The following is a 14,030-nucleotide window of genomic DNA, read 5'->3' as shown; positions in this document are numbered from 1 at the left end:
CTCGATCGATCCGGCCCTTAGGGCCGACGCATGGCGGTGAGGTTGCTTTGTGAAACGGAGAACGACAATGGAAATAGCAAAAACGGTACTCATTACCGGTGCCTCGCAGGGCATTGGTGCAGGTCTTGCCAACGCCTTCCTCGATCGCGGCTATAATGTTGTCGCGACATCGCGGCGGGTTAGCGAGACCAACGAGATCAAGGCCTCCGACAGGCTGGCGCGTGTGGATGGTGACATTGCCGATCCTGCCACGGCGCAACGCGTCGTCGAGGCCGCGCTCGGACGGTTCGGGACGATTGACGCTCTGGTTAACAATGCCGGCGTTTTCTTCACCAAGCCGTTCGTCGATTATACCTTCGATGATTACCGCAAGCTGGCCTCGACGAACCTGGAGGGTTTCATCCACCTGACGCAACTGGTCGTGCGCCAGATGCTGGCACAAAAGACCGGCGGCAGCATCGTCAGCATCACCACGCCTCTGGTCGATCATCCGATACTCGGCATCAACGCCTCCGTGGCAATGGCGACCAAAGGTGGTATCGAAGCTCTCTCCAAGAATATTGCGCTTGAATACGCAAAGGAGGGAATTCGCGTGAACACCGTGGCGCCGGGCGTTGTCGATACGCCGCTTCACAAGGACAATCCGCGGGATTTCCTCAACACGATGTCGCCGATGCACGGCATCTCCAATGTCCAGGAAATCGCCGATGCCGTCCTATTCCTGACCGAGGCTCCGCGCATAACCGGGGAGGTGCTGCACGTTGATGGCGGCGCACATTTGGGCAAATGGTGAGCGCGGGCACAGCGCCGGCCGCTGGCGCAGAGCAGCGGCTGAGTGATCTCGGTATTACGCTTCCTCCGCCTCCCACACCGTTTGGCGCCTATGTGGAGGCTGTGAAGATGGGAAAGCTGATATTCCTGAGCGGCATGCTGCCTGTCGTCGATCGCAAGCCGCAATATATCGGCCGCGTCGGCGGTGTGCTGTCGAGCGACGATGGTCGAAAGGCGGCGGAAGCCGCCACCTTGAGCGGGTTGGCTGCCATCAAGGACCATCTTGGGTCGCTCGATAAGGTGGTGGGTGTCGCCAAGCTCGGGGTCTATATTGCGACCGAGGGAGATTTTCGGGACCATCCGAAAGTGGCGGATGGGGCGTCTGAGCTCCTACTCAAGGTCTTCGGCGCAGAGATGCTGTCGGGCCGAGTGGTTCTTGGGGTTGCAAGCCTGCCCCTCGGAATGCCGGTTGAAATCGAGCTTGTCGTTGAGGTTGCGGACTGAAATTTACGCCCCGGTTGGCCATTCGGCTGATCGGGGCGTAGTCTCGTCTATCTTCGTTCAGCCGGATTTGCCGACCTGTGCGGGGCTAGAATGCAGGCGGAAGCGTGTTGAGAAGCACTCAACCTTCGAAGCCGAACCGTTCGACGTCGAAATCATCGTCGTCAAAGCCGGCCGCACTATTCCGGATATCGGCCATATCTTCCTCAAAGAGAATTGGCGTGCTGACAAAGGTCGGAAGCTTCATCTCGACAGCCATGCCTGGAGGTTGGAGCGCCCAAGCCACGATAGCGCCGGTAGACATGGCACCGACGCCACCCGATACGTCCTGTGCGGCGGAGGTGGGCAGGTCCGCCATCGGCTGCATCTTTGCCATGGCGCTGCTGTTCGACTTCTTCGAGTGGTCAGCAAGGAGCAGGTTGCCTGCATCGCTCCGCCCCAGCACAAGGCTCGCCAGAACCATCGCCGGCGGCCTTTCGGGAGCGGCTGTCGGGATCACGGCGATGCTGATCGGTCGCGAGGCCGGCAGTGGCACGGTATAGGTCACCAGGTCGGTGAATGGTGCAATCTTGTTTTCTTCGGCCACGCGTTTGCCGAGTTGAAGCTCCAGCCCGTTGACGGCCCGGCTTCGAGGTGTCGGCAACATGCTGGTCAGAAGGCTCGTATTGGGGGCGGCCGCAGCGGATGCCACCGGCGATCCGGCGTCGTCATCGTCATCATCGACAGCGGGTGCAATCTTGCTCGTGGTCAGGCTTGGGCGCTTTCTCGATTGAGCAATGGCGACTTCATAACCCGGCAACGGCCTGCCATCGGCTGGCACATGAAGTGTCCGGCCATTCGGGAAAAGCTGCGCCAGTTCCGGACGCGACATTCTCGGCCAGGCGCGGACCCTGCCGACATCCAGATGCACGAAAGGGGATCCGGAGTTGGGATAAAAGCCTACACCGCCGATTTGCATCTGCATAGCAATGGCGCGCAAGGTGGCAAGCTTTACGCCGGGGATATAGAAGTCCATCGCCTTGCCGAGCGTGTGCTGGCTGTGCTTTGCGACGCCGGAGCTGCGCGAGCGGTTGCGCAGCATGCCATTTGTCGAGGGGGAGCGATAGGCGGACACGACGTGAATGGTGTCTTTCGCTCCGCTGCGGTTATAGACCTCCCAGACAAGATCAAGCAGTTCCGGATCCATCTTGGTCGGTTCGTTCTTGCGCCAGTCACGCAGGAAGCGGTTGATCTGGGCGAGGCCTCGCGGGTCGTATTTGCCGCCGCGCTTGAAGACGATAGTCGCCCTCTCCCCCGTATGCGTGAAAAACAGCTTGAGGGCGCGGTCGTCAGACGCGGCCTGGGCGGATCCCGCCAGCGCACCGAGCACCAGCATCGCCACCAATGCCACCCGGCAAGCGACGAAGGAGAAGGCCATGGCGAAAGTTGCGGCCGGGATGGAGAAGATCGCTTGATGCACGGATACGACTTTCGCCCTTGCTAATAGACACAGAAATCAGAGGCGCCGCGTCTGCGGCATCGTTGTACCTCCAATTATGGTCAATAAATCCCTAACGGACCGTTTACGGCCGATTGTCCCGAGATATCGCGTGCCTGAGCGACATTCGCATCTGCTGGCGCCGGCTTTTTTGCAAAGGCCGCGGAAGTGCCTCCGATCGCAGATGCAGCTGTGCACAAACATGCAGCTTGTGGCGTTACGATGGCGCCCGAAATAGAAAAATCCATAGCTATGCAAACGTTTTCGCGTGGGTTGCAAACTGATTGCCGAGACAGCATCATCCCGCGCATGAGTGGACAGAATCGATTTGCTCCTCCGTCCAGCGGACAGCAAACCATTAAACGAAGCGACCTGTTGCGGCAGCTCCGGCGTGTCGGGCTGCGCCGTTTGACGACCATCGTGGCGCCGGCGGGTTACGGCAAGACCTCGCTCGCCGTCCAATGGTACGAATTACTCAGGGAAGATGGAGTCAATCTGTGCTGGGTGTCGCTCGATGCCGAGCACACGAGCCAGGAAGCCTTTCTGCTGGCTCTGATCGATGCATTGCAGACGCTTCTGGACGAGGACGGAGCGGATGCGGGCAATCTGCCGGCGGCAGCGCTTCTCTCCGTACTCACGACGAGGCTGCGCAAGATCCCGGGGCCGCTCGTGATCTTCCTCGACGATTATCACTTCGCCCAGACGGATGCCACCGAGGCACTGATGGCGAAGATCCTCGCCGATCTTTCGCTCGAACATGTGAAATTGGTGCTGGTAAGCCGTAGTCCGCCGCGTTTTCCATTGTCGGCACTGCGCCTTCGTGGCGAGTTCAAGCAATTCGGTGTCGCCGAACTCGGTTTTTCCGATGCCGAAGCGCGGGAATTGTTTGCCGGCAAGGGAACCCGCCTGACGGAAGAGCAGGTCGGTTCCTTCAACCGCCGGACCGAAGGCTGGGCCGTCGCGCTGCAGATGGTGAGCCTGCTTGTCTCGGAATCGGAGGAAAGCGACACGATCCTCGCCTCTTTCGATGGCGGCGGCGCGGATATGGGGTCCTATCTCTCCGAGCAGGTCTTCGAACATCTGCCCGAGGAGATCCGCCAGTTTCTGACCGAGATCGCTGCGCTGCCTGCTTTCAATCATTCGCTGCTCGAGGCGGTATTGGAGAGCGGCGAGCGGGTGGGTTGGATCGAACGTCTTAACGAATATGCTCTTCCTGTCACGCTGCTTGCCGGGCCGGGCAACTGGATGCGGTTCCACCCGGTCTTCAACGAATTCCTCAAGCAGACTGCCAGTCGCAGGGGCGTTGACGCCAAACGCGTGCTGAACCGGGCAGCGCGCTGGTTCGAGGTTCAAGGTGACATCGACCGGGCAGTTCAGCATGCGCTTTCAGCCGGCGACGCCAATCTTGCGGCAAGCATCGTGGAGCGAGCCGGCGGTTGGCGGCGAGTCTATGCCACGACGCGCGGCGGCGCGACGCTCTTCCAGGCGTTGAGCGGGCGAGCCTCGGAGATTGATCTCAGCCGGTTTCCGCTCGCTACACTGGGACTTTCGATTTTCAACGCCAAGGCTGCCCAGCTTGCCGCCGCCAATCATTATCTGGTCATCGTGGAGCGTGCTGCCGCAGGCGATGAGATCCTGGCAAAGGATCTGCGCGTGGTGCGCATCCTGCTTGCGCTCTATACCGATCACTGGGCGAGCGCTGCCGATCTTTCCGCGCTGGAAAATGATCTGCAACAGCCTGACGGAATGGAGCTCATCCATCGGGCGCTGGCGCTCAACATGCTTTCCTACAATTTCCTGATCCGCAGCGAGCTTGATCGGGCATTGCACTATGGCCATCTGGCCATTCGCGCCTTTCGCGACGGTGGCGCCGATTTTGGTGCGATGCATCTCTACACGCATATCGGTCAGGCCTTCTTCCTTTCGGGGGATAGCGCAAGCGCACTCTCCGCCTATGACGACCTGATCGCCGAGGCGCAAACCAACATCGCTGCCGGCAGCGATCTGGACGCCGTCGGCCAGGTGTTGAAGGCCGAAATTCTTTCGATGCGCGGCGAAACGGCAGCCGCTGCCGACATGTTGGGATGGGCGCTGCCGCATCTTGAGCGCCATGATACATGGTTCGATCTTCTCGCCGCCGGGTTCATGGCCGAACAGCGCACGCTGCGAATGCGCGACGATGTCCTGGCTGCCCACGCGGCCATGGATCGTATCCGCGCGGTGGCGCGCCGCCGCGGTTTCGACCGGCTTACCCGCCTGATAGATCGCGAGCGGGCAATGCTTCTGATGGAGTCGGGTGATCTCGACCAGGCAATTCGTCATGCCGAGGCCAGCGGATTCGGCATACAGGCGATCACTTCGGACCGCGCCAACATGCTGTCCATTCACCTGCGCGGGGCGACGCCGGCCATTTTCTGGACGCGGGCCTATCTGGCGCTTAGCGAAGTTGCCAAGGCGCGCGAGGTGTTTGACCAGCTTACGACGCGCCAGGCCCAGCGCCCGCATGTCCCGCGCACGATCGAGCTTGCGCTCCTCGAAATAGGGATATTGATTGCCGAGGGCCGCAACGAGGTTGCAGCCGCCCGCCTTTCCGATCTTGTGGTGACCACGCCGCTCGGCGACTACCGCGCGCTTCTTCATCTCGATCGCGCAGCCGGGCTGGAAGAGCTCCGTGCGCTTGCCAATCATCCAAGCGTTGCCACTGTCACCCGCAAACGCCTCCAGACCCTGTTGAATAGCGCCGGTGCAAACCAGCAGTCTACCCCGGACGAGGATCTGTCGTCGTTTACCGGGCGCGAGCGCATGGTGATGGAATTGCTGACCGCCGGGCTTTCCAACAAGGAAATCGGGCGCACGCTGTCGCTTTCCGACAATACGATCAAGTTCCACCTGCGCAATATTTTTGCCAAGCTCAACGTCTCGACGCGCACGGCCGCGGTGACGGCAGCGCGACAAAAGGGCATGTTGAACTGATACCTACCCGAACGGGTAGGGTTCGATTCGTCCACCCACCCATCGGGAAGGCTATCGGGGAAGAAAAAAACACCTAATCTGCGCTCGTGCGAATATAATAACGGGGGTAGATTCGTGGTCATCGTCGATCCAGTGACCCAGGAGATTATCGAGGGTAAGCTGGCTGCAACCGTCGACGAGATGGGCGTTGTGATGGCCCGGACTTCGATGAGCCCTGTGATCTATGAGGTGCTGGATTTCGCCTGCGGTCTGCTCACGCGCGAGGGAGAGCTGGTGGCACAGATGAACGGCATCACGCTGTTCACCGGCACCTTCGGCACACAGGTCAAATCGCTGATTGCGCTTTATGGCGACGATCTCGAAGACGGCGATATTCTGCTCACCAACGATCCCTATTCGGGCGGCACGCATGCCTGCGATTTTGCCATCGTCAAGCCGATCTTTTTCGATGGGCGGATCCTGGCCTATGCCATCAATGTCGCCCATTATCTCGATGTCGGTGGCTCGGTTCCCGGCTCGCTTGCGCCCAACGCCACCTCGGTCTTTCAGGAAGGGTTGAGGCTGCCGGGCGTCAAGGTCGTGCGCAACGACCGTTTCTCCGGCGAGGTTCTGCGCATCATCCGTGAAAATGTTCGCCTGCCCGATATCGCTATAGGCGACCTGACCGCACAGGTGGCCACGGTTCGCGTTGCCGCGCGCCGGATGGGTGAGCTTGCCCGGAAATATGGCGTTGGTATCGTCGATGCTGCATTCGATCATCTTCTCGCAACGAGCGAGAAGCAGGCCCGTGCTGCCATCGCGGCTTTGCCCGACGGGGTGTATGAATCCCTGGACATCATCGACGGTGACGGCGTTACCACCGACCCTATCGAGGTCAGAGTGGCCGTGACCATTGCAGGCGATCGTTTGACCGCCGACTTTACAGGCTGCCCGCCGGCAGTGGCAGGGCCGATCAATTGTGCGGCGGGAGCGCTGCAATCGGCCGTGCGCACCATATTCAAGGCTTTGGTGGCGCCGCAGGCACCTTCCAACGAGGGCTGGTTTCGGCCGCTCGAGGTCATTGCGCCGCAGGGATCGGTTTTCACCGCCGAGAAGCCTTCTCCGACGGGTTGGTATTATGAAGGCTCCGTCCATGCGTCCGAACTCGTCTGGAAAGCGCTTGCCGGGTTGATGCCGGAGCGGTTCTCGGCCGGCTCCTACACGAGCCTCTGCGTCGTCTACATCTCCGGCAAGGATGCGGCGGGACAGCCGTTCATCCATATCGAACCGCAACATGGCGGTTGGGGAGCAAGCAAGGACGCAGACGGCGCAAATGCGTTGATCGCGCTCACCGACGGCGACACCTACAATTATTCCGTCGAGGTCATCGAGGCGCGGTTCCCGCTGATCGTGCGTCGCTACGCGCTCAATCTCGAAGGTGGATCGGGTGCCGGTCGCCGCCGTGGGGGTTTCGGCGTCATTCGCGACTATGAAGTTCTGGCGGACGGCGCATCGGCCTATTGCAGCTTCGGGCGGACGGAAACACCACCCTGGGGGATCGAAGGCGGCGCTCCGGGCACGCCAAATCTGTTGCAGGTGGAAGATTCCGCCGGTCAGGTTAGCAATTTCGGCCGGGAACCGCATATTGCGCTCAAAAGTGGTGATCTCGTGCGCATTATTACCGGTGGCGGTGGCGGCTGGGGCGAGGCACGTTCTCGCGAGGTCGAGCATGTCCGCCGTGACGTCGAAGACGGCTACATCTCCAAGGAGACGGCGCGGAACCTGTATGGATTTGATGAGAGGATGGCAGGATGATCAGGCTGGCGACGGATGTAGGCGGTACGTTTACCGACCTCGTCGGCTATGACGAGCGCACCGGCGAGATTTTCACGGCGAAAAGCCTGACGACCGTGCATGACCAATCCGAAGGCGTGCTGTCGGCCATCGATCTTGCCGAACGGAAGGATGGGCTCTCCACTCGTGATGTCATCTTCTTTGCCCATGGCGGGACGACCGTCATCAACGCGATCACCGAGCGTAAGGGCGTCAAGACGGCGCTTGTCACCACCGCCGGCTTTCGCGATGTTCTGGAAATCGGCCGCGGAAACCGCCCCGATCTCTACAATCTCCAATTCAAGAGCCCGGAACCTTTCGTGCCGCGCAGCCTTCGCTTCGAAGTGCGTGAGCGGCTGGACGCAAAGGGGCGGGTGCTGACCCCGATCGAGCTTGGCGATCTCGAGCCGATCATCCACGAATGCCGGGCGCGCAATGTCGAGGCCATCGCCGTCATCTTCCTCCACAGCTACGTCAATCCCGGCCATGAGATTGCCTGCGCGAAAGCCCTCGCGGAGGCCCTTCCGGATGTGACGATCTGCGCCAGCCACGAGGTCTCCCGCCAGTGGCGCGAATATGAGCGCTCCAATACCGCCGTGCTCAACGCCTATGTGCAGCCGATCATCAAGCGCTACTTCGCAAGGCTCGAGAGTGCTTTGACCGAGCGCGATCTCTCCTGCCCTTACTACGCCATGCAGTCCAACGGCGGTATTTCCACCTTCGATCAGGCGCAGATGAGCCCGCTGACGCTTGTGGAATCCGGCCCGGCCGGCGGCGTCGCGGGTGCGGCGCGCATCGGCACGCTGCTTGGCCAGTCGGAAGTGCTTTCGCTCGATGTCGGCGGCACGACGGCGAAATGCTCCCTGATCCATGACAGTAGCCCGACGCTCGACAGCGAGTACAAGCTCGAACATACCCGCATAGTTCCGGGTTATCCCGTGCAAGTGCCGGTCGTTGACATCGTCGAAATCGGTGCCGGCGGTGGCTCCATCGCCCGTATTGACGAACGCGGCGCGCTGCGTGTCGGTCCCGAAAGTGCCGGCTCGACGCCAGGCCCGGCCTGCTACGGCCGAGGTGGCGACAAGCCGACGCTTTCAGACGCATTGCTGACGCTCGGTATCTTCGATCCGGCAAGTTTTGCCGATGGCCAGATGCAGCTCGACAAGGGCAAGGCCGCTGCCGCAATTGCCACCGTCGCCAAACCGCTTGGTTTGTCGGTCGAGGACGCGGCACTTGCCATCGTCGAGATCGCCCATGCCTCGATGATCAATGCGCTGAAGCTCGTCACCGTCCAGCGCGGACACGATCCGCGCGATGCCGCCTTTGTCATCTCAGGCGGCGCCGGGCCGGCGCTGGCCGCGCGCCTCGGACGCGACCTCGGCGTGCGGATGACGGTCGTGCCGCCACATCCCGGTATTTTCTCGGCCTGGGGTATGCTTGCGGCCGAACCTAGGGCGGATTTCCGCAGCACCTGGTTTTCGCCACTCGTGCCGCAGGCGGTTAGTGATTTGAAGCGCCGCTTCGACGAGCTGAAGCGTGATGCCGTTACCTACTTCGCCAAGGGCAATGGTGCCGACATACGCTATGCCTGCCGGGTGGAAGCCCGGTATCGCGGCCAGGAACACGGCGTTTTCGCTCGTTTCGAGCTCGATGACGATGTCGAAAGCTTCGCAGAGCGCTTCCATGCGGTTCACGAGCGTGCTTACGCCTTCCGCCTTCCAGCTTCGCCGATTGAGATCACCATGATCCATCTGGAGGCGGTACTGCATGGTCCCGTCATTGCCATTCCGAAGCTGACATTGACGGATCGCTCGCTGGACGCCGCCTTCAAGGGCGAACGCCAGGTCTATTTCGGTGGAGAGACAGGCTGGGTGCCCTGCCCGGTCTATGAACGCACGAAGCTGCCGCCGCTGAAGGGTGTCTTTGGCCCGCTCATCGTCGAAGAAGCAACGGCGACATCGCTTGTCGTTGCCGGACAGGAACTTGAAGTGACCGACGAAGGACTGCTGCTCATCCGTGAATCTGATGGGGGAAGCGTCTGATATGGCGATAGCGATCGGTCTCGACCACATCGTCAGGAGCTACGGGCCGGTGCGCGCTGTCGATGACGTGACACTGGATATCAAAGCCGGGGAGTTTTTCACCCTGCTTGGGTCGTCGGGTTGCGGCAAGAGCTCGCTGTTGAAGCTGATCGGCGGCTTTGACAAGCCTACCGCCGGACGCGTTCTTTTTGACGGAAAGGATATGGCGAGCGTTCCCGCCAATCGTCGGCCCGTCAACACCGTGTTCCAGTCGCTCGGGCTTTTCCCGCATATGAACGTGGCCCAGAATGTTGGTTACGGGCTGAAATTGCGCGGGCTTTCCGGTGGTGCGCTGAAGGCCAAGGTCGAGGGCGCCTTGGAGCTGGTCGAGCTTTCCGGCTTTGCGGATCGTGACGTCAATCTTCTTTCGGGCGGCCAGCGCCAGCGCGTGGCTCTCGCGCGGGCACTTGTCATGGAGCCCGGTATCCTCCTGCTGGACGAGCCCCTGACCGGGCTGGACGAACGGCTGCGCCAGCAGATGCGCGACGAGTTCGGCCGGCTTCACAAGCGGACCGGCGCGACCTTCATTCTGGTGACCCACAATCAGGACGAGGCCCTCAGCCTCTCCGACCGCATGGCGGTGATGCACAAGGGCCGCATCGAGCAGATCGACGCGCCGGCACGGTTCTTCGAGGCTCCGGCCAATGCGTTCGTCGCCCGTTTCGTCGGCATCGATACGCTGTTGAAACCCGAGAGCATTTCGATTGCCGGTGACAGGGCCGTAGCCGTGATTGCCGGCCAGAAACTGACTGCAATATTTTCCGGCACTGCGCCAAAGGATGCCCTAGTCGCCATTCGTCCCGACCGGATCGAACTCGTCCCGTTAGTCGAGCGGGCGGATGAAACAATTGAACTTAAGGTTGTCGAAAGCATCTATCGCGGACTCAGCCATGACGTTACCCTTGCGTTCGCCGACAGCCAGCGTGTGGTGGTGACGACCAGCGCCGACGCAATCCCGCCCTTGCCGGGGGAAAGCGTGCGCGTGCGTCTGAAACCGGGTGCCGCGCTCTTGATTGATCGTTCCGGAATGCCGGCCTTGGCTGGAGGCGATGAGTAGAACCCGAATAGCTGAAATACGCGAAAAATAAGGGAAGGGAATGACACGATGAATAGAGGCAATGATCCCGTCTCCTCCGCCTTGAGGAGCAACATGCAGCGACGAGACATGCTGAAGCTCATGGGCGCGGGTGCCGCTGCGCTTTCTGTCGGTGGGCTTGGCGCGACCCGCGCCATGGCCGACGACGCGACGGTTGCGTTCTGGGGCACCGCCACGCTCGATATCGGCGACAAATGGCAGGAATTTACACGCCAGAGTGGCGTTTCGCCCGAATTTACCGATAATGGCAACGATGTCGGCCCGGTCGTCGCACGTCTGGCCGCCGGCAACGCCAATGATCTCTTCGATGTCGGCGGGTTTCAGGGTGGCGCCGAGCGCGAGCTCGCCAAGCAGGGGCTGATTGCCCCCTGGGATGTTTCCAAGATCCCGAACTTCGCCGGCATCTGGCAATGGGCCAAGGATATCCCGACCTTGACCTATGAGGGCAAGCAATACGGCATCCCCACGGTCGTGAATGCCGACTCGATCATCTACCGCCCGGACAAGCTCGGCAAGGTCGACAGCTATGGCGTCATCTTCGATCCGAAGTTGAAGGGCCGGGTCGCGATGGAAGATGCCTGGATCAACAGCGCCATCTTCACCGCCATCTACCTCAAGGGTGCGGAGAACCAGCCGATCAAGGATCCCGGCAATCTCTCCGAATCCGAGCTCGGCCTCGTCATGGAATTCCTGATCAAGCACAAGAAGGACGGCCAGTTCCGTACCTTCTGGAATGGCTGGGAGCAGGGCGTGCAGCTCGTTGCCAACGAGGAAGTCGATGCGATGACAGGCTGGGAGCCGATCGTTTATGAAGGCCGCAAGCGCGGGCTTCAGGTGGAGTATGCCTCTCCGGTCGAAGGCTATGAAGGCTGGGGCAACAACACGGTCCTGCTCAAGGGTGCCGCGGAGCGCGGCAAGGCCGACGTCGCCCACAAGTTCGTCGATGCGCTGCTTGCCGGCCTCTATGGTTGCGAACTGGGCAAGGCGCGCGGCTATCTCGTGCCGACCGACAACAACCTCGCTTATGCCAAGGCGCATCCGGACGAATACAAGGCCGACGACGTTGCCAAGCTTGCCGACCATGTGAAGGCCAAGTTCTCAGGCAAGGTTTATTGGCAGAATTGCCGCCCGGACAATTTCCAACTCTACGAAGAATGGTGGCAGAAGCTGCGCAACGCTTGATGTGATGCGATGGACCGGGGCTGGCCAGTTTTCCCGAGAGGGCAGGCCGGCCCCGAGCCGACGGAGACAACCCGATGAAGCTGGACGGAAGAGGAGGCAGATTATGAAGACATCAGTTCTATTGCTGGCTGCCCCGCTTGCGGTCATCCTTGTGCTTGGCCTTGCGCCGCTGGTTCTCGTCGTCGTCTGGAGCTTCTGCGCCTGGGATTCCGCAACCTACTGGATCAAGCCGGAATTCAGCCTGGCTGCCTATGGCGCCATCCTCGAAGCCGGGCGCTGGAGCGTGTTTCTTTCCACGCTTGGCAAGGCGTTTCTGACGGCGAGCATCTGCCTCCTTATCGCTTATCCCACAGCCTATGCGATGTATTTTCTGGCCGGGCGCAAACTATCCGTGGTGCTTGCGGCGCTTCTGACGATTCCCTTCTTCACGTCTTATCTCATCCGTTCCTTTTCCTGGCGGTTGCTGCTGGGTCGTACCGGTGTCATCAATACGCTTCTCATGCAGGCAGGGATCACGGACGCGCCGCTCGATTGGCTGTTGTTCAGTGATTTCGCCGTCATTGTCGGGCTTGTTGCATCCTATCTGCCATTCGCGACCTTCCCCGTTCTGCTCTCCATGCGTCGCGTCGATACGGTTGCGATGGCCGCCGCTCGTGACCTCGGCGCCGGCTTCTGGACGATGGCGCGCACGGTATTGTTGCCACTGACCTATTCCGGTGTCTTCGCGGGCTTCCTGTTCGTCTTCGTCATGGTCGCGGGGTCCTCGACCGAAGTGCAGATGCTCGGCGGCGCCGGCGCATCCATCGTCTCGATCATGATCAACGACGTCATGCGTGTCGCCAATTTTCCGCTCGCCTTTGCGATCTCGACCCTCATGCTCGTCATCGTCTTCGGATTGGTGCTGATCGGAGACGCCATATTCGGCCTTTCCTCCCTGTTTGAGGATCGCAGCCAATGATCGTCAGAGAGGGAACGAACCCGCGTATCATCATCTGGACGCTGACCATTGCCGGCCTGGCGGTGATCTATGCGCCGCCGCTCTATCTGCTCGGGGTTTCGTTCAATCCGTCCCTGCAGCCGGGGTTGCCGCATTTCTCGGACCTCACCCTGCAATGGTATGTTGCGCTTGGCAGCGAAACCGCGCTCATTGCGGCGCTTGGCCAGTCGCTCATGATTGCGCTTGCGACAGCGGTCATTGCGACGGTGTTGTCGCTCGGTGCGGCCCTTGCCTATCGCGAGCTTCATCGCGGCCGCGGCATCTTGTTCCTGACCGTACTTTTGCCGATGTTCGTGCCTGGCGTCATACAGGGGCTGGCGCTCTCGACGGTCATCAGCCGGGTTGGCGTAAAGGCTTCGGCCCTGACCGTCATTGCCGGCCATCTTTTATGGGCGATGCCCTTTGCCTTCATCGTCATCCTGACGAGCTTTGCCGCCGTCAAGCGGACCTATCTGATGGCGGCCGACGATCTTGGCGCCAGCCGGTTCCGGCAATTCCGCGACATCACCCTGCCGCTTATCCGGCCGGGTCTCGTCAGCGCCTTTATTTTTTCGTTTTTGCTGTCCCTCAACGAATTCACGCGCGCCTTCTATCTGGCGGGGCGGCAAAACACGTTGCCGGTGGTGTTGTTCGGCAAGATGAATGCCGGGGCGTCACCGACCATTTATGCGATGTCGGGGGCAATTTTTCTTATTTCCAGCGTTTGTGTGGTGGTGGTGGCACTGCGCGCGCTGCTCATGCAACGCAGATCGGGTTGATCGATATGAACATGCGACTGACGGACTACAAAATCCGCCTGCCCCTGATCCTCCATGAACGGGAGTATAGAGGATGACACAAGAGTCAAAGCTGATGGCGCTGATCCGCGCCGGAAAAAGGCAAGAAGCGCTCGATATGGTCGAGCGGCTCAAGGCTGGTGTGCAATCTATACCGACCTCGATCAAGGTCGATCGGACCGGTTGCGTGAGCTACTACAAGGGGAACCGCCGTTTTGTGAGGAATACGCAGGGCTGGTGGGAGCTGGCGCCAAAGAAGAAATAGACTGCCGTCACGACGGCATATGCCATTCAGCGTGCTCATTCCGTTGTGTCGCGATGTCATGCCACAAGGCGCGACCCGCCGAAGTCGACCGGTGTCGGT

11 protein-coding genes are annotated in these 14,030 nt (G+C 60.7%); 10 read left to right on the top strand and 1 reads right to left on the bottom strand.

What is annotated here, in order from left to right:
* The first annotated feature begins 67 nt into the window (after positions 1-67).
* Together A6U86_RS23200 and A6U86_RS23195 are read left to right on the top strand one after the other, a co-directional pair.
* Positions 68-793, top strand: coding sequence for an SDR family NAD(P)-dependent oxidoreductase (locus A6U86_RS23200; protein WP_068395641.1), 726 nt, complete (start codon positions 68-70; stop codon positions 791-793).
* Entirely contained in the window at positions 787-1,275 is a 489-nt protein-coding gene (locus A6U86_RS23195) for a RidA family protein (RefSeq protein WP_068395639.1), read from the top strand. The genes A6U86_RS23200 and A6U86_RS23195 overlap by 7 nt, the downstream gene beginning before the upstream one ends.
* Positions 1,276-1,393: 118 nt before the next feature.
* On the opposite strand, the gene A6U86_RS23190 is transcribed toward A6U86_RS23195, so the two are convergent.
* Complete coding sequence (locus A6U86_RS23190) at positions 1,394-2,731, bottom strand: DUF882 domain-containing protein (protein WP_244510060.1); 1,338 nt, start codon at positions 2,729-2,731, stop codon at positions 1,394-1,396.
* Positions 2,732-3,124: 393 nt separating this feature from the next.
* On the opposite strand from A6U86_RS23190, the gene A6U86_RS23185 reads away from it, so the two are divergent.
* The 8 genes from A6U86_RS23185 (at position 3,125) to A6U86_RS23150 (ending at position 13,931) form a co-directional block, all read left to right on the top strand.
* Positions 3,125-5,722, top strand: a complete 2,598-nt coding sequence (locus A6U86_RS23185) for a LuxR C-terminal-related transcriptional regulator (RefSeq protein WP_244510058.1) — start codon at positions 3,125-3,127, stop codon at positions 5,720-5,722.
* 114 nt (positions 5,723-5,836) lie between these two features.
* Positions 5,837-7,516, top strand: a complete 1,680-nt coding sequence (locus A6U86_RS23180) for a hydantoinase B/oxoprolinase family protein (RefSeq protein WP_068395635.1) — start codon at positions 5,837-5,839, stop codon at positions 7,514-7,516.
* Positions 7,513-9,576, top strand: coding sequence for a hydantoinase/oxoprolinase family protein (locus A6U86_RS23175; protein ID WP_068395633.1), 2,064 nt, complete (start codon positions 7,513-7,515; stop codon positions 9,574-9,576). The genes A6U86_RS23180 and A6U86_RS23175 overlap by 4 nt, the downstream gene beginning before the upstream one ends.
* Position 9,577: 1 nt before the next feature.
* The gene (locus A6U86_RS23170; protein WP_068395631.1) at positions 9,578-10,672 is read left to right on the top strand and encodes an ABC transporter ATP-binding protein; all 1,095 of its coding nucleotides are present in this window, start codon (positions 9,578-9,580) and stop codon (positions 10,670-10,672) included.
* A gap of 48 nt (positions 10,673-10,720) precedes the next feature.
* The gene (locus A6U86_RS23165; RefSeq protein WP_068395629.1) at positions 10,721-11,893 is read left to right on the top strand and encodes a PotD/PotF family extracellular solute-binding protein; all 1,173 of its coding nucleotides are present in this window, start codon (positions 10,721-10,723) and stop codon (positions 11,891-11,893) included.
* A gap of 103 nt (positions 11,894-11,996) precedes the next feature.
* A complete protein-coding gene (locus A6U86_RS23160) occupies positions 11,997-12,851 on the top strand; it encodes an ABC transporter permease (protein WP_068395627.1) in 855 nt (284 codons plus the stop codon).
* A complete protein-coding gene (locus A6U86_RS23155) occupies positions 12,848-13,648 on the top strand; it encodes an ABC transporter permease (protein WP_068395624.1) in 801 nt (266 codons plus the stop codon). Before A6U86_RS23160 ends, A6U86_RS23155 begins: the two co-directional genes overlap by 4 nt.
* A 73-nt stretch (positions 13,649-13,721) precedes the next feature.
* Positions 13,722-13,931: a hypothetical protein gene (locus A6U86_RS23150; RefSeq protein WP_068395622.1), complete on the top strand. Its 210-nt coding sequence runs from the start codon at positions 13,722-13,724 to the stop codon at positions 13,929-13,931.
* Positions 13,932-14,030: the final 99 nt, after the last annotated feature.

Source organism: Rhizobium sp. AC27/96 (genome assembly GCF_001692325.1).
Taxonomy (GTDB): Bacteria; Pseudomonadota; Alphaproteobacteria; order Rhizobiales; family Rhizobiaceae; genus Rhizobium.
Note: the sequence above shows the minus strand (reverse complement) of the source record. Positions and strands in the feature narration are given on the sequence as shown.

What these genes read in the sequence shown, in the direction of transcription:
- A6U86_RS23175 (WP_068395633.1), top strand. Translation starts at nt 7,513, where the DNA reads ATGATCAGGCTGGCGACGGATGTAGGCGGTACGTTTACCGACCTCGTC.
- A6U86_RS23150 (WP_068395622.1), top strand. Translation starts at nt 13,722, where the DNA reads ATGACACAAGAGTCAAAGCTGATGGCGCTGATCCGCGCCGGAAAAAGG.
- A6U86_RS23195 (WP_068395639.1), top strand. Translation starts at nt 787, where the DNA reads ATGGTGAGCGCGGGCACAGCGCCGGCCGCTGGCGCAGAGCAGCGGCTG.
- A6U86_RS23200 (WP_068395641.1), top strand. Translation starts at nt 68, where the DNA reads ATGGAAATAGCAAAAACGGTACTCATTACCGGTGCCTCGCAGGGCATT.
- A6U86_RS23155 (WP_068395624.1), top strand. Translation starts at nt 12,848, where the DNA reads ATGATCGTCAGAGAGGGAACGAACCCGCGTATCATCATCTGGACGCTG.
- A6U86_RS23165 (WP_068395629.1), top strand. Translation starts at nt 10,721, where the DNA reads ATGAATAGAGGCAATGATCCCGTCTCCTCCGCCTTGAGGAGCAACATG.
- A6U86_RS23170 (WP_068395631.1), top strand. Translation starts at nt 9,578, where the DNA reads ATGGCGATAGCGATCGGTCTCGACCACATCGTCAGGAGCTACGGGCCG.
- A6U86_RS23160 (WP_068395627.1), top strand. Translation starts at nt 11,997, where the DNA reads ATGAAGACATCAGTTCTATTGCTGGCTGCCCCGCTTGCGGTCATCCTT.